The organism is Microvirga rosea (genome assembly GCF_020595095.1).
Classification (GTDB): Bacteria; Pseudomonadota; Alphaproteobacteria; order Rhizobiales; family Beijerinckiaceae; genus Microvirga; species Microvirga rosea.
The window spans coordinates 428,062-452,611 of record NZ_JAJDOP010000003.1 but is presented as its reverse complement, the minus strand read 5'-3'; the positions used below and the strand labels follow the sequence as shown (position 1 = coordinate 452,611).

Below are 24,550 nucleotides of genomic sequence, written 5' to 3'. Positions count from 1 at the left end.
GGGACTGGGCCGTGCGCCCGCATGGCCCAGTCCGGAAAGCGCCGGAAACTTCAGAGCATTCGGTTCCTGATCGACTCCAGCATTCTGACAGGAACGGCCGTGTTGGTCGGGCTGCCCCACGGCGTCGGGATCACGGAACGCTCCGGTGGCAGGAACGGCAGGGATGGACCGGTCAGCAGGCCGTTCAGCACGGCGACGACCCGACCCTTGCAGTCGAGCACGGGCGCTCCGGACGCGCCGCCATTGAGCAGGAGGCGATCCGACCCTTGAACCTCGAGAAGCGCCAAGCCGGGGTATCGGCTCGCAGCCCCCTCGGTTCCCCGGATGGTGCCGAGCGCAGCCTTCATCTGCCCCTTGGGATAGCCCAGGATAAGGACAGTGGCATTGTCGGACGGTGCCTCCGGTTGAACCTCGAGGATCTGCGCATCCTGGAACGGCTCCTGCAATTCCAGGATCGCGAGGTCCTCCGCCATCCTGACATCCCGACCCCTTCCGCCTGCATCGCCTTCGGAGATTTTCCCTTGAACCGTCACGCGCAGCCGGACCTGGACCGCTACGGCAGGCTCTCCCTCCCGGGAGGACTGCCGCAGCTCAACCTCCTGCCATCCCTCGGCGGGAAGTTCTTTCGCGAAGTGTGCCGCCGTCACCAGGAAGCGTGGCGAGGCATAGAACCATGCGGTGGCCCGCTCTCCGACGATCTCCTGGCTCCCGTCGCGCCGGGGCTGTCCGTACTGCCAGACGATGCTGACCACGGATCGCGCAAGTCTTAAGGGATCGCCGCAGGAAGCTCCGGTCTCTTGGGCTTCGGCTCGCGATACCACTCTGTCCAGGTTCGCGATGACGGGGAGCAGCGCCAAGCCGATGGCGCACAGCTTCACCCGGACATGCAATGGCGTGCCCATGCATTTCCTCGCTGTCCGCTTCTGGAACTGCGGAACATCGAGGTGACGCTGACGCAACAGATCCAGGAGTGCCCTCTTAACTCAGGGCTGCTCCGGACTGTTCCAGCGTAACCGGGGACCATTCCTCCAGCAGCACGGTCGGGTTGACGATTGACCGCAGTCTACGGCCGATGACAGCGCTGCCGTGCAGCCGTCACTGGCAACCCGGGAACGGTTATCCGATGCCCAAAAGGAATTGCCGGGGCTATGTGAAGCGGATTTGTCACGCCCTGCCAACGGGGAAGCACCTGAGGCGCTTGTCCGGCCACGTCGTCCTGTCGCTGTGTGTCGTCGCTGAACCTAAACGCGTGCAACGCAAGGCAGCGGCTAATGCGGGGCGGCCCCGGATGGTTGGTCGATCTCCCAAAACCGCCCAAGCCCGATGGATGACGATTGCCTGCGACGAGCCGTTCACTGTCCCGCAGGATGCACGCTTGCTCAGCTCGGGCGCTGTGTCTGCTTGCCGCTGTTCCTGAGAAGGACTGATCGAAAGGCCGATGACAGCGTGTGGGTATGTCTGTCGTCGCGATGCCGGTTTGCGGGATTGGGCTCGATCCGATCGTCTACGGAACCCATTCGATCAGCCGCAGAAAGGCGCTGATGGTCCATGGGAGGACTGCTGACCCTTCGGCCTCATGCGGTGACGAAAGAGCTCTGGCCTGCTACGATTTTGCCCTTCCTCTTAGGCCCGCACCAGTTAGACTCGGTGGCCGCGCAGGGCAAGCCAGCGGAGAAGGGGGCACTCGCCGCCTGGTTAGTCGGGAGAGTGAACATGCCAGCCGAGAATGCAATCGCAGAGCATTGGGGCAAGGGCGACGTCTATGCGTCGATCCTGACGGCGCTGGAAAAGTCGGGCAAGTCTCTGGATGCCCTTACGCAGGAAGACCTCGCGCCGGTCGATCATTTCCATGCGCGCGGGTTTGCAGCCACTGTTGATCTTGCCGACAGCCTGCCGGTCAAGGCCAGCCATCATCTTCTCGATATCGGCTGTGGCATCGGTGGCCCGGCCCGTTACTTCGCGAGCCGCTTCGGATGCCGCGTGACCGGCATCGACATCACGCCGGCCTTCGTCGAGGCGGCCAACAGGCTCACCGCGCTGATCGGCCTTGAGGATCAGGTAACGGTCGCGCAGGGGGACGGCGCGGATCTGCCCTGTGCGGACGGCACCTTCGACGGTGCCTACACTCAGCACGTCACCATGAATGTGGCCGACCGTCCGCGCTTCTTCGCCGAGGCGTTCCGGGTGCTGAAGCCCGGCGCCTTTTTTGCGCTGACTGAGCACGGTCTGGGACCCATCGGCAATCCGCATTATCCCCTACCGTGGTCGAACGACGGCAGCGGCGCCTATCTCATCCCGCCTGCGGACACGCGTAGGCTGCTCGAAGCTGCGGGGTTCACGGATATCCGCATGGAGAATACGGGCGAGAAATACCTCGCCGCCTATAGGCACGTGATGGAGCTTGCCGCCAAGGGAGCAGAACCCCTGCTGGGCATCCACATCCTTGTAGGCGATAGCGCACCAGAAAAGACGCGCAATGCGGCGCGCAACATTGAGGAAGGCCGCACCTATCCTGTGCAGGTGATCTGCCGGAAATCACAGTAGGCGCAAGTCGGTCGCAGCGCGGCCGAGATGGCGTCTGAAGGGTAGCTTAGGGGCAATCTAAGTCGTTGGGCTTGGCCTTATTGAGGTCGGCTTACCCCTATGGCTACCGAAATTCGGTTTTCATCTGCCTCGTGCCGGCTCCGGACCTCGTGACCGTGCAAACTCAGTCATTCGGATCCTGCCGCGACACTGAGTATGAACGGCGGGCGCCACGACAGGACCGCGGACGGCCCTGGGAAACGTCGAGTATCCCGGGACATCTGGTTCACGATGTCGGCCTGCCGTCGCGCCACTGGCCGCCGACCGGGTGCTGCTGCAACCATTCCAGCAGCAACACGTAACTGACCCCCAGAAGAACGGGACCGACAAATAAACCCAGAAGTCCGTCGACAATCATGCCGCCGACGACGCCAAGCAGGATGACCGGCATGGGCACGGCCAGTCCCCTCCCGAGCATCAGCGGTCTCAGGACATTGTCACCGAGGCCGACGACGACATTCCAGATCAGAAAGACGATCGCGGCCTGCGTTGCCTCGGTCGCGAAGACAAAGGCGACGACGGGGAGCGAGAGCAGGATCAACGGCACCTGCATGATCCCCAACAGGAGCGCAACAAGCGTCAGCGGACCGGCCGCCTGAAGCCCGATGACGAAGAACCCAAGACCGAGAAACAAGGCCTGGATCAGAGCCACGCCGACTACTCCGAGCCCCACGCTGCGGATCGTGGTCACCGTCAGCTCGATCAGTTGCACTGCGCGCGCCGTGCTGCCGGTGACGCGTGTCAGTAGGCGCCGGGCGAAATCGGCTCCCCCCTCGCCGTGGGCAACGAGCACAGCGGCAATCGCGAATGAGAGGACGAACGACAATTCGCCGATGGCCAGGCCGCTTGCGAACGACGCCAACCATGCCACGGGGCTGCTCAACAGATGGCCGTATTTTGTGAGCGCCGCCGGCAGGTTGGTAGCGACGAGGGTCCAGATTTCGGTCAGCTTCCTGCCGACCAGCGGGGCTCCGTCCAGCCATGGAGGGGGTGGGGGCAATCTCACGTCGTGGCCCTGCACGCTCGAGATCAGCGCCTGCAGCGATGTCGCAAGTGACGTCACCACGATGACCATCGGCCCCAGCATCATCGCAATGCCGACCAACCCGATCAACAGTGCCGACCAGCGCCCCCCGAGATAGGTGGCCAGACGGAGATGCAGCGGATGCAGGATCACCGCCAAGATCGCCGACCAAACCAGGATAAATGCGAACGGCAGGACGATCCGAGCGCAGGCATAGACGAGTAATGCCACCAGTCCGACGCGAAGCACCGTGTCGAATGTGCTCGAGGTCACGGGCGTGCTGGCGATGTCCGGCACAGTCCGGCCCGTTGATCGATCCCCATTCACGGTTTCGCGCATGCCGCACCTGCCCAGTTGGTCAAATCGAGAGGGGATCGCTCAGCGCCTGCCCACGCGATTGACCGGACCGCCACGATTCATCGGCGTTCCAGGCCGCATTCCGACCCCCGGCGCACCGACGCCCGGGCTGACCACGGCACGGGCGACAGGCCGCGGCCGCAGCACCACACCGGGTCGTACGACGCAGCCGACAGGATAGTTGATGTATTGGCAGTAGACCACCGCACGGGCGTCCTCGCTGCCGGAGGCGACGAGACCCACTGCCACTGCCAATGCCGATAATGCAATTGCGAGCTTCATGTTCGCCTCCGTCGATCATTCCCCGTTGAAGCGCTGCACGACCTCGCAGGTCTGAAACCCGGTTCCATCAGGGAAGGCTATTCGGGCACTCATCTGCTCCTGTGAGTACCGGACGAGGGTGCATCTTGCCTGCATCTGCCGTGCGGGCGATGCCACGGTGTCCATTGCCGGGCTGGCCGTTTATCCGGCATCGACTGACAACCCTAACCGCCCCAAAGCAGACCGCTTGATCGATCAGGACATCGCGTTGACAGTTTGGGCAACGGTGGCCACTCTCAACGGGTGCCGCCTCGTCATCGGCGGCTCGATGCCGACCGGCAGCCGGACCGTGAGAAGGTCGCGACGACGGGATATGGACGCTCTCCCGATGGTGAGCATGCGCCTGCTGCAGCGTTTCCCCACCAACTCGGCTATACTCCTGTCCGACGCTGGCCCATGCCTGGGAGACTTGCATGATATCGTTTCCTGCGATCATGGCGGACGAGCTCGGGAGGCACATCGCGAGCGACTTCCGCCGCTTGTTCGGTTCTTCGCACCAGGACAAGGCCGAGCGGCTCGATGGCGCGGTGCGGATGGCGCTGGAATGTATCGGCAGAAGTGATGCCCTCTACCACAACGTCGAGCACACCTTCCTCGTCACTCTCGTCGGGCGAGATATTCTCCACGGCCGAATGCTGACCGAGCGTCTTGAACCGGACGACTACACGCACCTGATCGCAGCCTGCCTGCTGCATGACATCGGTTATGTCCGTGGCATCCTGAGGGGCGACAGCAGGGATCAGTTCGTGATCGATGCGAGCGGGATGACCGTGACCCTGCCGCGCGGGGCATCAGATGCGGCGCTCTCGCCTCACCACGTTGACCGCTCCAAAGTCTTCGTCATGGAGCGTCTGGCAGGCTCACCCCTGCTCGATCCCGAGAGGGTGGCGCGGGCGGTCGAGTTCACGCGCTTTCCGGCGCTGGTCAGCGCCGGGAACGGCCGGGAGGAGCGTGAGGGGCGATTGGTGCAGGCCGCGGACCTGATCGGGCAACTGGGCGATCCGCTCTACCCAAGGAAGGCAAATGCCCTGTTCCACGAGTTCGAGGAGGTTGGAGTCAATCAGCGCCTCGGCTACAAGTCTCCGGCGGATATGATCGAACGCTTGCCCGACTTCTACTGGACCAGTGTCTCGCCCCATCTCGGGGATGCCATGACATACCTCAACGTGACGGCATCTGGCCGTCAGTGGATAGCCAATCTGCACAACCACATATTCTGCGCCCAACACGACTTCGTCCTCATGGGGCCGCAAAGATGACTTCGCGGTTCCCGGAACAGGCCAGACGAGAGCCGATCGGATGCGTGGACCCGACTTGACCGCTACCCCGCGAGCTCGAGCAACTTCGCATACCGCGGGTGGCTGCGAATGGAATCCAGATCGGAGTCCTTCTTGAACCACAGCTTCAGGTCGGGTCCAACCTGCCGAAGGTAGGTCTCCAGCAGGTCGACGGCGCGGTCAACCTCGCCCAGCAGCGCATAGACGCAGGCTGCGTTGTAGCGGGTCCCATTGTCATCCGGATCGATGGCCAGCGCCCGCGCCAGCCATTCCTTCGCCTGATCCTCCTCACCCAGTGTCGCCAGCGCCGTTGCGCCCAGTTGCGCGGGCTTGGAGTCCTCCGGATGCAGCCGGAGCGACTCTTCCGCCCGCTTCAACCCGAGGCGCGCATAGCCTTCAGCCTCCTGCGGGCGCCCCAGCGACCGGAAGATTCCCATGAGGAGGATGGGCGAGATGTAGTCGTCAGGCTTGATCTCCAGGGCACGAACGTAGTGCTCCGCCGCCCTGGCGAAGTCGCCAGCCGTGACGCAGAAGTCGGCGAAGTGGTAATGCGCCTCGTGGCAGTTGGGATCGAGCGCCAACGCCCGCTCAAAGGCTGCGGGCGCCTCGCTGCGCCGGTCTGCCACCATCAGGGCATAGCCCCGGGCAGCGTGGGCTTCGGCGAGGTCAGGAGCGATGGCCAGCGCCCGGTCGATGGTTCCCAGGATCAGGTCAGTTGAGATCGGGTTCCCGTGCTTCGAGCGCAGACGCGAGTCGCAATCCGCGATGCCGGCATAGGCGCGGGCATACAGTGGATCAATCTCGACCGCTCGCGTGAACATCTGCCGGGCCAGCGCGAGTGATGCTTGCGTGCCCCGGTGGAAGATCTGGCGCCCCCTCAGATAATGCGTGTAGGCCTCCACCTCGGAGGTTGGAGGCTGTTCGATCGCCGTCTTTTCCTGCGGCAGGAGCCTGACTTTGAGCTGGTCGACGATCGCGCGGGTAATCTCGTCCTGGACGGCGAACACGTCTGTCAGGTCGCGATCATACCGCTCCGCCCACAGGTGCCCGCCGTCGGAGCCGTCGATGAGTTGCCCCGTGATGCGCACGCGCTGCCCGGCCTTGCGCACGCTGCCCTCAAGGATAAACCGCACGCCGAGCTCCCGGCGACCTGCCGGAGGTCCACTGCCTGACCCTTGTAGGCGAACGCCGAATGGCGGCCCACTACGAACAACCCGGAAATCTTCGACAGGTCGGTGATGATGTCCTCCGTGATGCCGTCGGAGAAGTACTCCTGCTCCGGATCGCCGCTCACATTGACGAAGGGCAGGGCTGCGATTGAGGGCTTCCCCATCGGCGCACTCGCCTGAGGACCGGAGGCGGTAGGCGCTTGGGCCTGCTGCGGTGGCGGCGCGCCCACATATACGTTGAACACAAGGACTGGACGGTCGATGTTCTTCAGTGCCTGCTCGCCGACTGTCTCGAAGGATAGATCGAGCCGGTTCTCGACGTTCTCCCGCACGACGGCGGAGATCGCGACTCCGCCAGGCTTGGCGATGCTTTCGAGACGAGCCGCGATGTTGACGCCGTCGCCAAAGATGTCGTCACCCTCGCTGATGATGTCGCCGAGATGGACGCCGATGCGAAACTCGACACGCCGATCCTCCGGTATCCCGGCATTGCGTGCGTGCATCGCCTTCTGAATCCGCGTTCCACACTCCACCGCGTTCACAACGCTCGCGAACTCGGCGAGCACCCCGTCCCCGGTGAGCTTGACGATGCGGCCGTAGTGCTCCGCAATCAGCGGATCAATCAGGTTCCTACGGTGCTCCATGAGAGTTGTGAGAGTTCCCACTTCGTTGGCCCGCATAAGGCGGCTATAACCGACGACGTCGGCCGCCAGGATGGCCGCCAGTCGACGCTGTACCTGCTTCCCGTCCATGGTGGCCAGACCTGGATTCCTTTCGCCCCTGAGGGTGGCAATGTCGTTCGACGTTATCATTGGGTCATTCCCATGGCGATCCGGGATCCGACATCCGGCACTGCCTCACGGTGCCACAGCATCGGACGCTGACTGCCCCAGCTCCTCGACATGGGCTCCAAGGCCTTGCCGGGTTTGCGGATCGACGATGGCTACTGGAGCGGATACCGCTAGACCCGCCGCTGTGCCCACAGCGGTGGCCGCGCCGGCTGTCACCTGGATGATGCGGTCGCCCAATCCGACGCGCGAATCCGTCACGGTCTGCCCGTCCGCCAAGCGCTTCCCGATGAGCTGGACGACCTCAGGGCTCTCCGCGAACTTGCCGTGGTTGAGGGCGTCGCCCGCCTTGAGCTTGGTGAGATCGAGGACCGTGACATTCGCCTGCTCGAGTTGCGTCCGGTACGGCTCCTGATCAGGGTTGATCGCGCCCAAGCGTGCCTCGCTGCCCCAGACCCGGCGGGAGACCGCCAGCGCTCGGTCGTCCTGCGACACGAACAGGGTGAAGGCAGGCCGATTGGCTCTCGGCCCCATGTCGATGATGGCTTCCCGGGCGAGGTCGACGTCGACGTCCGGCGCGGCGAGCAGGACATTACGGATCTTCGGCGTCACCCGTCCGTCCCGGATCGCCATCTGGCGCAAGGTCTCAAGCGCCAGCGAGTTGCCCATGGAGTGCGCCAGGATCGAGATCTCGCCGACGGCTGGATCGCGGGAAATCGCCTTCAGCAGGGTTTCCAGGCCGTTGCGCGAATAGGCCGTGCTCTCGCGGTCATAGCCATAGGCCAACACGCTGCCCCGCGAGGGCCAGGTGAACAGGATCGGCACCACGGGGGCACGGGAGTCGTGCACGATCTGGGCAAAGCGGAAGACCGCATCCTCGAAGCGGTTGTTGAAGCCGTGGATGAAAACCAGCACCTGTCGCTTAGGGACATTGCGCAGGCTCCGGTGGAACCAAGCGAGCGCCTGATCCCGGTTGATCACGTCGGCCTTGAGCGTGACGAAATCCGTGGTCGGGTCGCCGGGTACCCGCCGCGGCCACTGAACCTCACCAACCTGCCGGGCAGCGTCGGGTGGGATCGAGACCGTGATGTTGGCGAACGCCGCAGTCGGTCCGCGGTCGCCCGAGAACAGCTCCGCCGGATCCGTGCGCTTGCGGGTGGTGGCGACCAGCATGTCGACCCTGCTCGTCCCCGGAGCCGATGCGCTCACGGGCACCAGTACGCCCTTGACGCTGGCACAGGCGCCGAGTGGCAGGAGGAGGGCAAGGATCACCGAGCGGCGAAGAGCGACCATCGGCTCATCGGAGTTGGATGCGGACGGCATCGGCTCCGGCGGCCAGCATCAGGCCCTCGCGCTTCGTGCGCAGCCGCAGCACGACGCCCTTGTCGTTTTGCAGCCAAAGCCGACCATCGCCCTGGTTCGCCAGGGCCCAGCCCAGGCGCACCTGTCCGTAAACGCCTTCCAGGTCGGAGACCCGGGCGAGCTGATAGACGTCACCGGTTGCCTTGATCTTCGAGGCGCCGATGCCACCGACGCCGAGGCCGTTGATCGTGAAGCGATAGGAGCGCCCGCGGAAGGACAACGTGCCGCCGCCGACGGCCGCACTGCCAATGAAGGCGAGCTGCGCCTGGTCAATGGATACCCGGCCAACGGGCCGTGGCGCGGGTGCGGCTTGCGCGCTGACTTCGGATGGCATCGCCGCCGCCATGCCGATAATCACAATAGCCTGACAGGCTTTCCCGCCGATCCCGCACAGTCCTTGCATGAGTGCCTCCTTGAGCAGCCTTGAGCCAAGCCGGAGATTGCATCCGGCCAACCGCAGTTGCGTTGTCCAGATCAGATATTGCCGGCGAGATGGTTGGGGCCACCGGATGGCGAGCCCTGGATTCCCCTGCTGTGGGGCACTCTAGCCTGGCCGAAGGCCTGTGCTTGACCGACAGGGACAATCGCTTGACAGTTTTGGCCGCCCACAGGTCACGCTTCACCGGTTGCGGTGCGCCAGGCGGTCGGCGTTCGGCCCGACCAGCGCCGGAAGGCGCGGGTGAAGGCGCTCGCCTCGGAATAGCCGAGCGCCGCCGCGATCTCACCAAGACGTACGTCGGTGTCCTCCAGCAATTGTCTGGCAATCTCGAAGCGGATCTCGTTTGTAAGGGTACGGTAGCCCGAGCCGCCGTCCCTCAGGCGCCGGCTCAACGTGCGCCGGTCGATCGCCAGCAGTTCGGCCATGTCGCTGGCCGAACTGCGCCGGCCCATGATCCGCGTGCGCAGCAGCCGCCGGATGTCGTCTGGGAAGTCCGATCCCGCGTGGCCCCGCAGTCGCTGGAGTTGCTCCTCGACCATGGCGCGCAGGAGAGGATCGGCTCCCGCCACCTTGCGCTTCAGGTCGCCCGCGGGGAAGACGACGGTCGCGCTCTCCTGGTTGAACCGGACGGGCGCCTTGAAATGGTGCCGGTAGGGTCCGGCTTCGGCCGGCGCCGCGCGCGGCAGGAGGACTTCCGTCGGGCGCCAGTCGAAGCCTGACAGGGTGCGCAGCGCATTTACGGTCACCGCCAAGGCTGCCTCGGTGATCTGCTGGGCGCTTGAGTTGTCTCGCTGGTAAGCCGCATAGGTGAGCAGGGCCATGTCATCCGTGACATCGAGCGAGGCTACCACGACCCTGTCCTGGACGCCCAAATTGGACACGAGCGCATCCACGGCCGCGCCGATGGTTTCCGAATGCTGCATAAGCCGCCCAATCAGGTCCAGGGACAGGATTGTGGCGCGCCGACCGACCAGCAGTCCGAAATGCGGGCAGCGCGTCTGCGCCACGCACAGGGCGTACAGTCGGGCCAAGGCGGTGAAAGCGACGACGCTCTTGCCGTCGTCAAACAGGCTCGGGTCGAGCCCAGCCTCGCGGATCAGAGAATTGGGCTCGATGCCGAAGTCCCGCAGGGTGGGAGCAATCTCTTTGCTGACTCCGAGGTGAATGTACCCGGGAGGAATTGCGCGACGAGGTTTCGCCTGAGGTGGAGGTTGGATCAGAAACGACGCGTCCAGGCCACTACGGATGTTCTGGACAGCTCGCCGGCTGTTGTAACGCATCATGATGCCTCGGGCTGGCGGAACACCTGGGTCATACCCAGGGGCGCGTTGTTGCTTGCCGTGAACCTGAGTGGGATCGAGCTGGAAAATGTCCCTCTCACCTTCATCACTCAACTGCGGCTTCCGGGCGTTTCTTTGATCGCGATGAGCCAGGCAGAAGGAGCATTCGCAATCCTCTTGCCGCGGGCAGACATCCCAGAAGCCTTGGGTGCGCTGCGGGGTGGTGTCGTACCGGCAATAGCCGGCTTCGGGGGATGGAGAGGTCGCATAGGACGCTGCCGGCCGCAGCCTTCAAGAACCCGAGGGCTGCGCTCGCTGGCACTGGTGGCCGATAACCTGGCCGTCCGGCGACTCATTCCGAGGAGGCCAATGCGGCAAGACTGCTCGATCGTCTTGAACGTCGAATTGTCGGAGCTCCGGTTCTGCATCCGCGTCTCCCAAAGACCCGATGGGTGCCCGCACTCCCATTCACAAGAGGAGGCTTGGCCGTGGGCTCCTGTCCCTGAGGGTCAAGTCGAGACTAACAAGGCTGTAAGTCAGCGCCATCAGGTGAAACCCTGAAAGCGCGTTAAAATAAACCCACATTATAAATCGAGGGAGCTAACCCTGAATGGGTAGATTTCGAGGCTGGAGGGCCGGGTGACCAAATCTCCGAGCTGGAGCGCCTCGCATGCTGATGCTCCATCGGGTCAAAATCTGACATTCATCGGAGGCGGGGAGGGGACACTTCTAAGATGGTCGCCGCTCTCCATGCTGGTCCCGAATGCGGGGTACCGAGCGGAAGCTCCACGGTTTCACAGGTGGGGCATACGGCGATGTTTATCGCTCAACCCACTGCCGCACGCACCAGCCGCTCATGAGTAGCGACACCTAGTTCGTTGGATCGCACGGGCGACATCCGATGCCGCTTGATTTTCATCCAGTGAGTCTGAAGGCGTCCTCCGCTTACTCCTGCTTGCGCTTCAAACGCTCCAGCTCCCGACGCGCACGTTCGGCGAGAGGATGATCAGGATGGCGGGCCAGAAAGAGATCGTAAGCTTCAACTGTCCCTGCTTGACGTGCCGCGTCCAATTCTTCTTGGACGGCCACATTGCCATTGCGGGCCGGAGCGGCAGAGGTGCGGTCTTCCAGATTTTGGGCCATAAGTGGAGTTGCAACTCCCAAGAGGAGGAAAACAAGCGCGATCGGCATGTTCCTCAGGATAGAACACCTGAAGTGCTGGAGGAAGGCATCACAGGAACAGGATCCCGTTATCTTGCAATGGGACCGAACGCAGGCTGTTCGGTGCGATACCGGCAATGTCGACCACTGAATTGTCCACGCCATGCTGGTCGCCCCCCACCGCTGGGTCCGCCGAACCGCTGAGCGCCTCGCTGAGGCTGACCTGATCCGGATCGTGTTCGGCAGAGACGGCCAGGTCTATTGCGGGGGCTGGGCTCAGGCTGGGGATGGAAGGCGTCGGGAAATGGAAGCTGTCTTCGGTTGGCAGCACATCCGACGCTCCACTGGCCGCTTCAAGCTGAATATTGCTCCCGGCGGCCGACGATGAAGAGGCGGGTTCCGAAGCGGGCGCGGTCGCAGCGTTCGAAGTCCATGCGCCAACCTTCTGGCCGTTTGCCATCGTCCAAGTTGCGGCTTCCCAGGTCAAACTGTTGTGCCACAGAATGTCGTCGGTGCCGTCAGCGTTGAAATCGCCGACTCCATTGACCTGCCATTCCAGGCCGGAGCTTCCCTGAGTCGCACTTCCCAGAATTTGGCCGTTCTTCATCGACCAGATTGCCACTTCGCCGGTCGAAGAATTACGCCACAGGACGTCCGTGGTCCCATCTGCATTGAAATCACCTGTGCGATTGACTTGCCAATCGAAACTTGGCGCGCCCAGGATGTTGCTACTCGCAATCTGACCATCTTTCATGGACCATATGGCAACCTCGCCCGTCGCGTTGTTCCGCCACAACACGTCGTCCGTCCCATCGGCATTGAAATCGCCCTTGCCGTTAATCTGCCAATCCGTGCTCGGCGCACCCAGAACGCTGCTGCCTGCGATCTTCCCGTCCTTCATCGACCAGATGGCAACCGCGCCCGTCGACGTGTTGCGCCAAAGCACGTCACTTGTGCCGTCGAGATTAAAATCGCCGGTCCCGTTAACCTGCCAGTCGAGGCTTGGTTCACCCACGACTGCGCTACTGGCGATCTGCCCGTTTTTCATGGACCAGATGGCGACCTGGCCTGTCGCACCGTTGCGCCACATCACGTCGGACGTGCCGTCGGCATTGAAGTCGCCGGTCTCGTTGATCTGCCACTCGGTCCCTGGGATCCCGAGCGTCGTCTTTGCGGTGACCTGGCCGTTTGCCATCGTCCAGATGGCGACCTCGCCCGTCGAGGTATTGCGCCACATCACCTCGTCGGTTCTGTCCGCGTTGAAATCCCCCACCCTGTATAGGATGCCCGTCGTGCTGACCCGGAGCGGCATCGCGGCATCGCTGAACTTGAGGGACTCGATCCCCCGCAGCGCATCGATGCCGTCGGGACATCCTGACCGCGTGTCGGTGACTTGCACCGAGCCATCCGCAAGAACCGTCAAGGCGTATTGGGACCTCGCTCCGCTGTAACAGGCCATGTCGAAACCGGCGCCTCCATCCAGCGTATCGTTGCCAGCCCCACCCGTGAGGGTGTCGGCCCCATCCAGGCCCGAAAGCACGTCATTCCCGGCGTTTCCTATGAGCGCATTGTCAGCTGCGTTGCCAGTGATCGCATCGTTGCCCGAGCCGCCTGTCGCATTCTCGATCAGCGAGCGCGCGTCGCCGAGGTATTGGAGTGCGTTGAACACATTGCCGCGAGCATAGTGGCTGGCACCCAGATAGGCTGTCTGTGCGTCCGAAATCTTGGACCATCCGCCCGGTGTCAGATCGAGATTGAGATTGGTGGTATAATTCGACAGGTCGTACGTGTCCTTGCCACCGCCATCCCAAATCGTCAGGAAGACGCGGTTGGCCGATCCGCCGATGCCACCGCCTGGCGCGCCCTGGCCGACACCGTTGACAAAGGTCTCCCCCGTTGTCGGGCTCCAGGTGTAGACCGTGTTGCCCGAGTTCGTGTCGAAGTTCGCGCCGTTCATCCACTGCAGAGCAGCGATGTCGTACATCATGTAAGTCTGGGCATAACCATAGGTCTCGTTGGTGTAACCGGTCGTCGGCCCGCCGACATAGGAGCGGTAGGTCATGATCGAGAACTCCATCGAGTCCCGATCATGCGAAAGTGCGATGCCTCTGACCCCGCCGGTCTCCTGCCCCTGTTTCAAGCCAAGCGCATGTCCGAGTTCATGCGCCACGGTAATGTAGTCGTAGGTGCCAACCGACGGCTGTGTGTAGTTATGGCTTGTCCCGAACCAGACGTCGCCCCCTTTGGGGCTGGAGCTCGGGTAGTAGGCATAGGCGGTCGGATTGGCGCTGGCCGACTGCGCGATGCGGAGGTCGGCGCTATTGAAACCTGCATCGGTGATTCCCGCCCATGAGAGGTTCGTGAGCTGCTCGATGCTGGCCAGGGTCATCTTCGGCCCGCCTGCATAGGGGCTCGTCCCTTCCAGGATGTAGCGCACAGCCTGCATCTGGGCGAACGAGACCTGACCGAACCCATTGCTCGCTTCTGAATAGCCTGGCTCGTAGTCCAAAGCGGAATCGGGGAAGCTGTAGGTGATCGGGCCGATCCAGTTGTAGCCTGAAAGGAGAGCATCAATATTTTGGATACCCGTTGCGCCTACAGTCCCCACAATCGCCATCGTTGAATCCCCCTAAAGCGTATGAATTATTTCCAGCTGCCGCATAGTTAATCCTATGTCTGCAGATTCTTTGCCGCAAATTTACCCCAAAAGAGTTATTGGTGCGTTGCGAACTTTTTTCTTTTTGCTTGTTTCGCATTGCTTACTTGAAGCTCAACTGTTCTCAACGGATATTTGAACAAAGTTACAATATGCGCGGTTCGACCTTTCCGATTGATGATGCCCCCTTCAGAAGGTGGCGTTTTGTATTTCGTTTCTTAAGATTACAGAGCGTAAGTGGCGCGACGCTTGCTTCTTATCGCCAGAACAGACGCACATCAGCTCGGCGTGAGGACCTTTTGCGTATCCTTGTTTTCGATGCTCTTCCGGTTTGCTGAAGGATAGGTGGATGAAACACGGTTGGATCTTTCTCTCGGCTGCGCTGGCGACGACAGGTGCCGAGGCGGCGGCGAAGCCGGTATCCTATGCCTGTGCGGACGGCACACGCTTGCAGGCGACTTTCCGCACGGCGGGCACCGCAGCGGGGTCGGCGACGCTTGTTATCGACGGAAGTTCTTCCCGGATGGTTTTGCCGCAAGCTCTGTCCGCCGATGGCGGTCGGTACGCGAAGGGGGATGTCGAATTCTGGATCAAAGGGCAGGGCGCCACTCTGACCCGCGCGGGCAGTCCCACGACCTGCGCAGTGGCAAAAGCAGCATCCCCTTAACAGGGAACGGTCGCTAAGCTGCTCCTTGGCCTTGAGCCGCTGCGGTGCTCACTTGGAAGCTCAAGCGGGTGCAGTTGCGTCCGTCGCGTTTGGCGGCATAGAGAGCCCGGTCGGCGCGATACATGATCGAGCTTCTGTCGTCATACGGCAGGCTCTCCGTCACACCGGCGCTGAACGTGCAGACGATGTTGGGAGCAAGGCGGGGCAGATCGAAGACGGGAAAATTCGTCCGGATGGCATCGATGATCTGAATGGCCCGATTCGGACGAACATTCGGCATCAGGAGCAGGAATTCCTCTCCGCCGATGCGCCCCAGGCAGTATTCGGGCGATAGTCTCTCCTGGCATATCCTTGTGAAGTGCTGGAGCGCGAGATCGCCCACCTCGTGCCCATATGTGTCGTTCAAGGCCTTGAAGCCGTCGATATCCAGGATCGCGATGCAAAGGCCCTCGTCCGAGATCCTGGTTTCTTCGAGCGCCTTGTCGAGCCGGTCCAGAATGTCGCGCCGGTTCGGGACCCCGGTCAAGGGATCGGTTCGGGCCGCCAAGAGGGCCTCGTCATGCGCTTGGCGGAGGGTCTTCTCGCTGTGCTTCAAAGCCGTGATGTCGGCGCCCACGGTCAGGACCCAGCCGTTGGGCAAGACGGTATGGTCGATCCAGAACCACCGGCCATCCAGAAAATCGGTCTCGAACGCTTTGCGCGGCACGCTGCGGCGGCGCGGGAGGGTCCGGGAGATCAGGGCTTCGACATCGTCGTCGTCGATGCGGACTCCGACGCCTTTCCGGGCGCCGTGGCGAAGAATCTCGGTGAACGTGAAGGGCCCATCGAAGCCTTTGAGGAAGATGTCGCTATAGGTCTTGTTCGCGAACCGGAGGTTATCCTCCGCGTCATAGATGGAAATCGCCTGCCCGCTTTCCATGAGAGCTTCCGCAAGGCATCGGAGCGTCTCTTCGTCTGGGTCTTGCATGAACTTTGGCATGGGGACCGAATGCTAAAGATAAATATGAGACCTGGGCTGGCCGTTCCGCACAACCGTCCCCTTTGTCACAGCTCTTCGGCGAAAGGACTAAAAACTCAAGGCGTCCGGACGCCGTTTCGGCGATTAACAAAACTTAAAAACGCAAGACAGACTTCAACGTCATTCTTCGAACGAATGCCATATCGTGGCGAAAGCAATAAGGCGACTTCAAACAATCGATTTTCGGCCAACTTCGTGGATGTGGGCCGGGAGCATCGTCAGCCGTTCCGTTGTTAATCAAAGGCAGCGGCCGACTTAGGCGATCATATGCTAGGCAAGGCGATTGCCGGCGCGGCCGATGAGCCGCGCCGGCAAGATGGTTACGGATAGGTGCAGACGTAGCGCATGCCGTTGTTGGCCAGGAAAGTTCCCGTCACCGGATCATACGACCGGTATTTTCTCGCGCAGTAGGCCGCGACGGAAGGGCTGACGGTGCCTGGGGGAGGAGGGGCGGCCGGCTGAGCCTGAGCGGAGTTGGCAATCGCGCCAGCGATCAACGCGCCTGCGGCCAAGCCCGCGACCCCCGCCGCAACGGCGCCGCCATTGCCCCGGTAGTACGGACGTCCGTAATAATATGGGCGACCATAGTAATAACCGCGGCGATAATAGTATTGAGAGTAACTCTCGTTCGGGTAAGCCTTCTGTACGTCTGGCAGTGACGGCCGCGGCAGCATTTCTGCGCTGGCAGGAAAAGACGTAACCAATGTTGCCGCACTAATCAGGGCAGCAAGGACCTTGCGCATTTCTTACTCCTGGATAGACCCGGCTGGGGAGGACCAGCCTTTAGGAAACTCGAGCTCCACTATAGCCTAAGGACTTAGCCTTGCACAATCATCGGCATAGAGAGCAGCTCTCACAAAGAACTATGGGAAGAAACGTCAGATTGTGCTGTGCTTCATCGCACCGCATACCTAGCGCGGGATGAGGAAAATTATCGCAGGATTGATGGTCTCCAAGAACCTCTAGGGAAGTTGTTCCGGTTCAACTAAGACTTCTTTGTAGAACGTGATTATGTTATCAAGTGTCAAGTCGGGGGCGTATATGCGCGGGTTCGCGTTTCTTCTTGTGGCCATTCTAGGTGTCGCCTGTGGAGCGGGGTCCCGTGCCGCGGAGGCTTTGCCTTTGCCGACGGGGCCGGTCATTCTCACGATCACGGGTGCCATCGAACAGACCAACGCTCCCGGTCAGGCGCGCTTCGACCGAGCGATGCTGGAGGCCCTGGGCGTAACTTCCTTTACGACAGGGTCCGTGTGGGCGGATCATCCACAGCTCTTTGAGGGCGTGCCCCTGAAGGCTGTCCTGGAAAGAGTCGGGGCCAATGGCACATCCATGCTGGCTTCCGCCCTGAACGATTACGAGATCGCCATACCCTTCGAAGATTTGAAGTTTAGCCCTCTGTTGGCGACGAAGGTCGATGGCCGCGCTTTGACGTTGCGCGACAAGGGCCCGTTGTGGATGGTCTACCCGCGGGATGAGTACGACGAGTTGCGCGATAATCGGTATGAGTCGCGTTGGGTGTGGCAACTGAACCGTTTGCGCATCGAGCAATGACCCCGGGCTTGAAGAGTTACAGGACCGCTCTTATCACGCTCGTGGCGATCGCGAGCATGGTCGCCTGCCTCGTATTCACGGTGGCGCGTCTCCTCGATGTGGAGAACGACCTGCGGAGCGAGGATACGCACACCAATCTCTGGCAGATCACGCAAACCCAGTATGAAGCTACCCTGCTGGCGGAAAGCCTGGCCCGAACGGCAGCGCGGGAAACCTTCGTCGACCCGGAACAGGCCCCGGACTTCCGCATCGCGATTTTGATCAGCCGCCTTTCGGTTCTCCTCGAAGGGCCCCAGGGGCACCTGATCGAGCATTTCGGCCAGATCGGAGATCTTAAGCGGGCCTATCTGCAACTGACCTTGGCGGAGCCCCTGGTACGGGGAGACCTGGAGCCGCAGGCCGCTCTTCAGCTTCGGGCGGAGGTTCGCGCTTTGGCCCAGGACCTCAGGGATGTGGCCAACAAGGTCATGCTTCTCAACCGGGAGCAGGGGGCTCTGAAGCGCTCCATGTATCTCACGGTCGTGTTCGAAAGCCTCGCTTTCGTGATCGGCATCGTGCTGAGCGCCTCGTTCCTGTTGCTGCGGCTGTTCAAAGGGGTTCACGAGGCAACCCAGGCCAAGCGTCTGCTTCGCCAGGAGCAGGAACTCTCCGATCTCGTCATCAACAACATCAGCAATCAGGGCATCATCATCTTCGACGAGCAGCTCAGCTGCCTGCTCTGGAACCCAGGAATGGAAGGATTGCTGGGCCTCAATGCGGACAATACGGTCGGCCACCATCTTGAGGCGCTCGCGCCGATCTTTGCAAAGCCGAAGATCGTTAAATCCCTGACCGAGGCCATTTACGGCACGAGCGCGATCCTGGAAGACGAGGGGCGTTCACCGGAAGGGCAGGAGCGCTGCCTCGAGATCAACTGTTTTCCTCTCCATATCGCCGAGCGGCGCCTCGGCATCGCATTCATCCGCGATATCACCGAGCAATGGGAGGCCCGCAAGCAGGCCGAGCGCCAGAATTTCGACCTCGAGATCAAGGTGCAGCAACGGACCGCTGCGCTCCAGCAGGCTGAGCGGCGACTGATCGCTGCGATCGAGACGGCTCCCGACGGCTTTGCGGCGTTTGATTGGACCGGGAAGCTCTTGTTCGCCAACGAGCAGATCCGGTCGGCGGAGCCGGTCATCGTCTGGTGCGCGGAGGAGATGACGCTTGCGACATTCCTACGTTGTTTCGCCATGTGCGAAGGCGCGGACGAGCGCCTCCTTGCGCGCAGCGATTCCTTCGAGAACATCGAACTCGATCTGCTTCTCCGTCTGGATCACTGGGCCCACCTTTCGGTGGCAAAGGTCGATGGAGGAACGATTTTCGTCCGTCTTACCGATATCTCGGGCTATAAACAGGTCGCGCAGGCGCTTCAGTCGGCCCTGGACCGGGAGCGCGAGACGACGGGGGCTTACCGGAACTTCGTTTCCATGGTGTCTCACCAGTTCCGGACCCCTCTCGCCATCCTGGACTCGAGCGCGCAGCGGATCCTTCGTCGCGGACAGAATCTGACGCAGGATGAACTCGTCGCGCGTGTTCAGCGGATCAGGAGCGCCACCAAGAGGCTGACGCGTCTGGTGGAAAGCGTGCTGAATGCCGCCAAACTGGATGCCGGCAGGATCGAGCTCAATCCGGCTTCGTGCAACTTCGTCGAACTCGTCTGGGATATCTGCGAAAGGCAGCGGGAGTTGAGCTCGCATGCGGAAATTCGCTTCGACGCACCCGCAACGCCCGTTCAGGTCTATTGTGACGGAATGCTGATCGAGCAGGTCGTGATCAATCTGCTGTCGAATGCAGTCAAATATTCCGGCGACACCCCAATCGTCGAAGTGAAGATCTGGATGGACGGATCTCGCGCCTATTGTTCCGTTCGTGACTGGGGCATCGGAATTCCGGCGGACGAGCTGTCCAAGATCTTCGAGCGGTTCTATCGCGCCCGCACTGCAACAGGAATCGCCGGGACAGGTATCGGATTGAATTTCGCCCAGAAAATCATGCACTTGCATGGGGGTGAGATTCAGGTGGAAAGTTATGAGGCTGGAGGATCGCTGTTCACGTTCGATCTCCCGACGTCGAATGTCGATCAATCTCAGCAGGCGGCATGAAAGGGGCTTAATGGCAATGGATGCCCGTCAAACCATCTTGTGCATTGAAGACGAGGAAGATCTCCGCACCGACATTGCGGAAGAGTTGGAGGCGGCAAATTATGCCGTGATTCAAGCCTCGAACGGGAGCGAGGCTTTGTCAGTGCTCAAGAAGCACCGGCCTGACCTTGTCCTTTGCGACATCACCATGCCGGGCCTCGGCGGTTATGACGTACTCAAAGCCATGCGCGAGAAGGGAGAGTTGGCGGACATCCCGTTCATCTTCCTGACCGCCTTGGCCGACCGGAACGACGTGCTCACCGGTAAGCAGGCGGGGGCTGACGATTATCTCGTGAAGCCGATCGACTATGAGATTCTGCTTGCGACGGTCTCTGCACGGCTGAACCAGGTGGCGCGCGTGCAGAAAAGCGCCGTGCAGCGTGCCGAGGAGGTCTGGCAGGACATTCTCAAGTCCTCCCGCGGCCAAACTATCGAGGCTCTCTACAAGGCGACCTTCGCCTTCGATCGGTTCCTGGTGGGCGTCGTGGTGGTGGACGAGAAAGGCACCGTTCGCCTTGCGAACAAGGAAGCGGAAAGAATTCTGGCAGAAGACGATGGTTTGGGCATTTCCCAAGGCTTTCTCAAGGGAGCATCTCCCAAGCCGAATGCCAAGCTCCACGAGAGCATCGTCAAGGCGTTCCATGAGGAATCGCTCGACGAAATCGTCTCGTTTCAACGGCTTTCCGGTGGACGCCCTTATCTTGTCCTGATTTCAGGCCAGCGCTTCTCGGCAGAGGAAAAGCCGGAAGCCGTCGTCTTGCTGCTCATCGACACGGAGCAGCGGACCAAGGTCTCGGGCGAAACACTGGTTCGCCTTTACAATCTTACGCCCTCCGAGACGCGCGTGGCTCTCATGCTGATCGATGGAAAGCGCCTCGATCAGATCGCCGACGAACTGGAAGTTGCTCAAACGACTGTGGTCTTCCACCTGAAGAACCTGTTCCGGAAAACCGAGACCAATCGTCAGGCAGATCTGATCAGGGTACTCCTGTCCGTTCCGTTGCGAACGGCAGCCGACTGAGCCGGGCCGGCGGCTCTTTAACGATCGAGTCACCATCCTGACAGACAAGCGGTTCGGCCACGTCTCTGCCACGGTTTGTTCAGCTTCCGGAGAGGTTTCACGACGTATAACCGTTGCAATGGAGCAGGGGCCTGAGAACCCCTGTATGACGCAAGGTGACGTTCATGAAGATCTCCCGAATTGTGTCCGGTTCCGCCTTGGCCCTTGCCCTCGTGATGGGCACGGTCTCGGCTGAGCCGGCTGCCGCCCGCGACCGCTTCTCCCCTGGCGCTGCAGCAGCTCTCGGCGTTCTCGGCGGCTTGGCCGTCGGCGGAGCCATTGCGGCGTCCCAGAGCCCGGCTTACGCCGCTCCGGTCTATGTCCCGCCTCCGCCCCCGGCTCCCGTCTATGTGGAAGAGGCGCCGCCCCCCGTCTACGTGGAGCATTGCTACACGGATCGCTATAGCGAGTGGGTTCCCGGCTGGGGATGGCAGCCTCGCCGCCGCACGATCTGCAACTAAGCGAAAGGCCCGCCCCGCGGGCCTTTTTCTTTTAAAGCCGGTTCGAACCGCGATTCCATTACGGCGTTGGTGCTGAAGGATGTCCAACGCGAGCGACCGTGATGCCCCAATCCAAGGACCAGTCCGCCACACCTCAAGGCAATAAGCTCAACCCTGGCGATCAAGGAACTCCTGGAACTCCCGGTATCGGCCAGAACGTCTGCCGTGAGTGCAAAGGCAGTGGCCGCATCGATAATCACCCTTGCCCGAACTGTGGCGGGACCGGGATCGTCATGGAGGAAATCGGCGGCGCCTGAGGCCTACACCTTGTCAGGCTTGCCCATCCAACGGATCAATGGCAGCAAGGGTACAATCCAGATCAGGCCGAGCACGATGTAGGCGATGGTCTGAACGGGCTTGGGCGCGTCGGTGATGCGCCCTTCGGCGGCCACCATGGCGAATATCACGTAGAAGCCGATGAAGATCAGCATCGCGATGGTGCCGATCAGTTTGCGTGTGCGCATCCGCATTGTCGTGATCCGATCCTTCGTTCCCCAGAGTGGTGGCCTGGTGCGTCACCGCCATGAATTGCTTCGTTACGCGGCAACCTCTATGTGACAGCCCGTATTCCGGGTTCAAGCCCAAATCCATCGCGAGGACGAGCATGGCTGTCGCAGCCTCCCCCCAAGGCATGGCGTTATCCGGTCTCCCGGCGCGGAATCTCTACGCCGTGCGGACTTGGCTTTATATCCTTGCAGCCCTGGTCATCGCCATGGTGGCGGTCGGTGGGGCGACCCGTCTGACCGGGTCGGGTCTTTCGATCACGGAATGGAGGCCGGTTACGGGTGCCATTCCGCCTCTGACGGAGCAAGCGTGGCTGGCGGAGTTCGAGAAGTACCGCCAGATCTCCCAGTACGAGCTCGTCAACAAGGGGATGACCCTTTCGGAGTTCAAGTTCATCTATGCTTGGGAATGGGGACACCGGCAGCTTGGACGCCTGATCGGCCTCGTCTTCTTCCTGCCGCTGGTCTTCTTCTGGCTGCGCGGCAGGATCAAGGGGCGCTTGGCCCTTACCCTTTTGGGAATCGGTGCATTGGGCGGCGTTCAGGGTGCGATCGGTTGGATCATGGTGGCATCGGGACTGGAGCCGGGCATGACCGCGGTCGCCCCGATCAAGCTCGCGCTTCATCTCACCGTCGCCAGCGTCATCCTGGCATGTTTGGTCTGGATGGCGGCGGGCTTGCGGGATGAAGGAGAGCCGGCGGTGAGGTCGGAACCTGTCCTTGGCGTCGCTCCTGGCATTTTGGCGGGCCTCGTGCTCCTTCAGATCGCGCTCGGGGGGCTCGTTGCAGGCGCAAAGGCCGGCTTTACCTACAACACATGGCCTCTCATGGACGGCGCCCTGGTCCCCCCGGGATCCGTCCTTTTCAGCGTTACGCCGTTGATCGAGAACTTCGTCGACAATCTGGCCCTCGTGCAGTTCAACCACCGCGTCGTGGCCTACGTGATCGTGGCTTATGCCCTCTGGCATGCTCTCTCGGTCCGCCGAAGATACGGCTCATCGAAAGCGGCGCGCCGGGCGAGCGCTGTCGCGGGTCTCGCTTTCAGCCAGGTCGTTCTCGGGATCGCGACATTGCTTCTGGTCGTGCCTCTTTGGGCGGGCCTGCTCCACCAGATCGTGGCCATGCTCGTTCTCAGCATGGCCACCGTGCATGCCCGCCTGAGCAAATCGGCTGCCTGATACAACAAAAAAGGGCAGCCTTAAGCTGCCCTTTCCTGAATCATGCCGCCAGTCTTAGCGGATGATCTGAACGATTCGGTGCGAGCTGGGCTCAACCAGAACCGGGGTGTTGTTCACCACCGTATAGCGATAACCCTTCACACCGTACTCGGCCGGAACTTCGTAATAAGTCACGCCGGAGGACGGCAGAGTCGCGCCGACCCGCACTTCCTGGCTATAAGCGTAGGAAGGGACGTCCTGCGTCACGACATACTGACGGAACTTCGGCTGCTGGTCGCCGACGATGCCGCCCACGATCGCGCCGGTTACGCCACCAACGGCGGCACCCACCGGACCGCCGACAATCGCGCCGCCGACAGCGCCAGTCGCAGCGCCAGCGGCCGCGCCGCCCTCTGCATTGGTCTGGGCGAATGCGCCGGCCGGGGCGAGGGCAGCAAGAACGACACCAGTGAGAAGAAGTTTCTTCGACATGAGAACGTGCTCCTTAGCAGTGAAAGTCGGACATCTAACGGCCAGCTTACTGCGCAGTTCCGCTTGTTCATTTGTCGTTCAGTGAAAACTTTCCGAATTCTTTGTCAGATTCCTTGGAACCTTTTTCCTGGTAGCAAAATGGAGAAAATCGAGGGTAGTTTCTCGCCCGCGTCGGTTTTCCAAAGGGAAAATAGTCGTTTCATTTGGGCGCTTGGTAAATATCCTGTTAAATGGATAGAGTGTCAGAAAGCCTCCATCGCTAGGCTGAATCGAAAAACGAGACTCATCGGGAGTAAGGCATGAACGTGCTGGTTTTTGCGTCACGCAAGGGTGGCTCCGGGAAGAGCACGCTTGCCGCTCATCTCGCTACCTATATCGCGACCCCTGAGCGCAAGACCCTGCTGGTCGACTGCGATCCTCAGGGCTCCCTGTCGTTCTGGCACCGGATCCGGGGAACGGAAAACCCGGCACTGAAGCACAATCCTCGGGATCTGGTGCAGGTTCTGAAGACGGCTCAGAGCGAGGGGTACGACTGGGTCCTCGTCGACACGCCGCCGAACAAGTCCCCGATCGTGGTCGAAGCAATTCGTAATGCCACCCTGGTGATCATCCCGACGCGTCCAAGCCTTTTCGACATTGCGGCCGTTCAGGATACGGTGGCGATCGCCCGGGAATTGCGGAAGCCCTACGCGGCGGTGATCAACGGCGCGCCGGCCAAGCGCGGTGGCGATGAGACGCCCATCGTGGCGGATGCTCGCGGAGCCCTCAATGCCCTGAAGGTCCCGGTTTGGGCGGGACAGATCACCCATCGGGCGGATTTCTCGATGGCGCTGGCCGAAGGGGAGGGTGCGGAGGAATTCGACCCCGGTTCCTACGCCGCCGATGAGCTCGGGCGCCTGTGGACGGCGATCGACCGGTCCATCAAGGCCGTGCAGGGAGCCTATAAAGGGCGCGGCACACGCAGCGCTGCCTGATCACAGCAGGGCGACACCTCGGACAATGAAA

The 24,550-nt window shown here is 61.6% G+C and carries 22 protein-coding genes and 1 pseudogene; 10 read left to right on the top strand and 13 right to left on the bottom strand.

What is annotated here, in order from left to right:
* Positions 1 to 50: 50 nt before the first annotated feature.
* A complete protein-coding gene (locus tag LJD17_RS10105) occupies positions 51 to 902 on the bottom strand; it encodes a S1 family peptidase (protein ID WP_227384038.1) in 852 nt (283 codons plus the stop codon).
* A 646-nt stretch (positions 903 to 1,548) separates the two neighbouring features.
* Here LJD17_RS10105 and LJD17_RS10100 point away from each other — a divergent pair.
* Positions 1,549 to 2,544, top strand: a complete 996-nt coding sequence (locus LJD17_RS10100; protein ID WP_227384037.1) for a class I SAM-dependent methyltransferase — start codon at positions 1,549 to 1,551, stop codon at positions 2,542 to 2,544.
* Between the two features lie 265 nt (positions 2,545 to 2,809).
* Here LJD17_RS10100 and LJD17_RS10095 read toward each other — a convergent pair whose 3' ends face one another.
* Positions 2,810 to 3,946, bottom strand: a complete 1,137-nt coding sequence (locus tag LJD17_RS10095) for an AI-2E family transporter (RefSeq protein WP_227384036.1) — start codon at positions 3,944 to 3,946, stop codon at positions 2,810 to 2,812.
* Between the two features lie 39 nt (positions 3,947 to 3,985).
* Entirely contained in the window at positions 3,986 to 4,246 is a 261-nt protein-coding gene (locus LJD17_RS10090; RefSeq protein WP_227384035.1) for a hypothetical protein, read from the bottom strand.
* Positions 4,247 to 4,698: 452 nt separating this feature from the next.
* On the opposite strand from LJD17_RS10090, the gene LJD17_RS10085 reads away from it, so the two are divergent.
* Positions 4,699 to 5,544, top strand: coding sequence for an HD domain-containing protein (locus tag LJD17_RS10085; protein ID WP_227384034.1), 846 nt, complete (start codon positions 4,699 to 4,701; stop codon positions 5,542 to 5,544).
* A gap of 62 nt (positions 5,545 to 5,606) precedes the next feature.
* Here the strand turns inward: LJD17_RS10085 and LJD17_RS10080 are convergent.
* The 6 genes and pseudogenes from LJD17_RS10080 to LJD17_RS10055 form a co-directional block, all read right to left on the bottom strand.
* Positions 5,607 to 7,483: pseudogene (locus LJD17_RS10080) on the bottom strand (TPR end-of-group domain-containing protein).
* Positions 7,484 to 7,588: 105 nt separating this feature from the next.
* Positions 7,589 to 8,842: an alpha/beta hydrolase gene (locus LJD17_RS10075; protein ID WP_227384033.1), complete on the bottom strand. Its 1,254-nt coding sequence runs from the start codon at positions 8,840 to 8,842 to the stop codon at positions 7,589 to 7,591.
* Entirely contained in the window at positions 8,817 to 9,284 is a 468-nt protein-coding gene (locus LJD17_RS10070; RefSeq protein WP_227384032.1) for a hypothetical protein, read from the bottom strand. The genes LJD17_RS10075 and LJD17_RS10070 overlap by 26 nt, the downstream gene beginning before the upstream one ends.
* 209 nt (positions 9,285 to 9,493) lie before the next feature.
* Entirely contained in the window at positions 9,494 to 10,603 is a 1,110-nt protein-coding gene (locus LJD17_RS10065; protein WP_227384031.1) for an AraC family transcriptional regulator, read from the bottom strand.
* Positions 10,604 to 11,545: 942 nt separating this feature from the next.
* Positions 11,546 to 11,791, bottom strand: coding sequence for a hypothetical protein (locus tag LJD17_RS10060; protein ID WP_227384030.1), 246 nt, complete (start codon positions 11,789 to 11,791; stop codon positions 11,546 to 11,548).
* A gap of 40 nt (positions 11,792 to 11,831) precedes the next feature.
* Complete coding sequence (locus tag LJD17_RS10055; protein WP_227384029.1) at positions 11,832 to 14,378, bottom strand: FG-GAP-like repeat-containing protein; 2,547 nt, start codon at positions 14,376 to 14,378, stop codon at positions 11,832 to 11,834.
* A gap of 388 nt (positions 14,379 to 14,766) precedes the next feature.
* Here LJD17_RS10055 and LJD17_RS10050 point away from each other — a divergent pair, with 388 nt between their 5' ends.
* Positions 14,767 to 15,084, top strand: coding sequence for an MliC family protein (locus tag LJD17_RS10050; RefSeq protein ID WP_227384028.1), 318 nt, complete (start codon positions 14,767 to 14,769; stop codon positions 15,082 to 15,084).
* A 13-nt stretch (positions 15,085 to 15,097) separates the two neighbouring features.
* On the opposite strand, the gene LJD17_RS10045 is transcribed toward LJD17_RS10050, so the two are convergent.
* Positions 15,098 to 16,003, bottom strand: a complete 906-nt coding sequence (locus tag LJD17_RS10045; RefSeq protein WP_227384027.1) for a GGDEF domain-containing protein — start codon at positions 16,001 to 16,003, stop codon at positions 15,098 to 15,100.
* A 419-nt stretch (positions 16,004 to 16,422) separates the two neighbouring features.
* Positions 16,423 to 16,845: a BA14K family protein gene (locus tag LJD17_RS10040; RefSeq protein ID WP_227384026.1), complete on the bottom strand. Its 423-nt coding sequence runs from the start codon at positions 16,843 to 16,845 to the stop codon at positions 16,423 to 16,425.
* Between the two features lie 298 nt (positions 16,846 to 17,143).
* Here LJD17_RS10040 and LJD17_RS10035 point away from each other — a divergent pair, with 298 nt between their 5' ends.
* From LJD17_RS10035 to LJD17_RS10015, 5 genes are all read left to right on the top strand, one after another.
* Entirely contained in the window at positions 17,144 to 17,653 is a 510-nt protein-coding gene (locus tag LJD17_RS10035; RefSeq protein ID WP_227384025.1) for a hypothetical protein, read from the top strand.
* Positions 17,654 to 17,661: 8 nt separating this feature from the next.
* Positions 17,662 to 19,794, top strand: a complete 2,133-nt coding sequence (locus LJD17_RS10030) for a sensor histidine kinase (RefSeq protein WP_227384024.1) — start codon at positions 17,662 to 17,664, stop codon at positions 19,792 to 19,794.
* Positions 19,795 to 19,810: 16 nt separating this feature from the next.
* Positions 19,811 to 20,854 (top strand): helix-turn-helix transcriptional regulator, encoded by a 1,044-nt coding sequence (locus LJD17_RS10025; RefSeq protein ID WP_227384023.1) that lies wholly within the window; start codon positions 19,811 to 19,813, stop codon positions 20,852 to 20,854.
* Positions 20,855 to 21,018: 164 nt separating this feature from the next.
* Complete coding sequence (locus tag LJD17_RS10020; protein WP_227384022.1) at positions 21,019 to 21,354, top strand: hypothetical protein; 336 nt, start codon at positions 21,019 to 21,021, stop codon at positions 21,352 to 21,354.
* Positions 21,355 to 21,455: 101 nt separating this feature from the next.
* Positions 21,456 to 21,650 (top strand): hypothetical protein, encoded by a 195-nt coding sequence (locus tag LJD17_RS10015; RefSeq protein WP_227384021.1) that lies wholly within the window; start codon positions 21,456 to 21,458, stop codon positions 21,648 to 21,650.
* 3 nt (positions 21,651 to 21,653) lie between these two features.
* Here LJD17_RS10015 and LJD17_RS10010 read toward each other — a convergent pair whose 3' ends face one another.
* Positions 21,654 to 21,863 carry a DUF2842 domain-containing protein gene (locus LJD17_RS10010; RefSeq protein WP_227384020.1) on the bottom strand — a complete coding sequence of 70 codons (210 nt, stop codon included), beginning with the start codon at positions 21,861 to 21,863 and terminating at the stop codon, positions 21,654 to 21,656.
* 161 nt (positions 21,864 to 22,024) lie between these two features.
* On the opposite strand from LJD17_RS10010, the gene LJD17_RS10005 reads away from it, so the two are divergent.
* Positions 22,025 to 23,074, top strand: coding sequence for a COX15/CtaA family protein (locus tag LJD17_RS10005; protein ID WP_227384303.1), 1,050 nt, complete (start codon positions 22,025 to 22,027; stop codon positions 23,072 to 23,074).
* Between the two features lie 54 nt (positions 23,075 to 23,128).
* On the opposite strand, the gene LJD17_RS10000 is transcribed toward LJD17_RS10005, so the two are convergent.
* Positions 23,129 to 23,545: a DUF1236 domain-containing protein gene (locus tag LJD17_RS10000; protein ID WP_227384019.1), complete on the bottom strand. Its 417-nt coding sequence runs from the start codon at positions 23,543 to 23,545 to the stop codon at positions 23,129 to 23,131.
* Between the two features lie 299 nt (positions 23,546 to 23,844).
* Here LJD17_RS10000 and LJD17_RS09995 point away from each other — a divergent pair, with 299 nt between their 5' ends.
* Positions 23,845 to 24,519 (top strand): ParA family protein, encoded by a 675-nt coding sequence (locus tag LJD17_RS09995; protein WP_227384018.1) that lies wholly within the window; start codon positions 23,845 to 23,847, stop codon positions 24,517 to 24,519.
* The last annotated feature ends 31 nt before the right edge of the window (positions 24,520 to 24,550 follow it).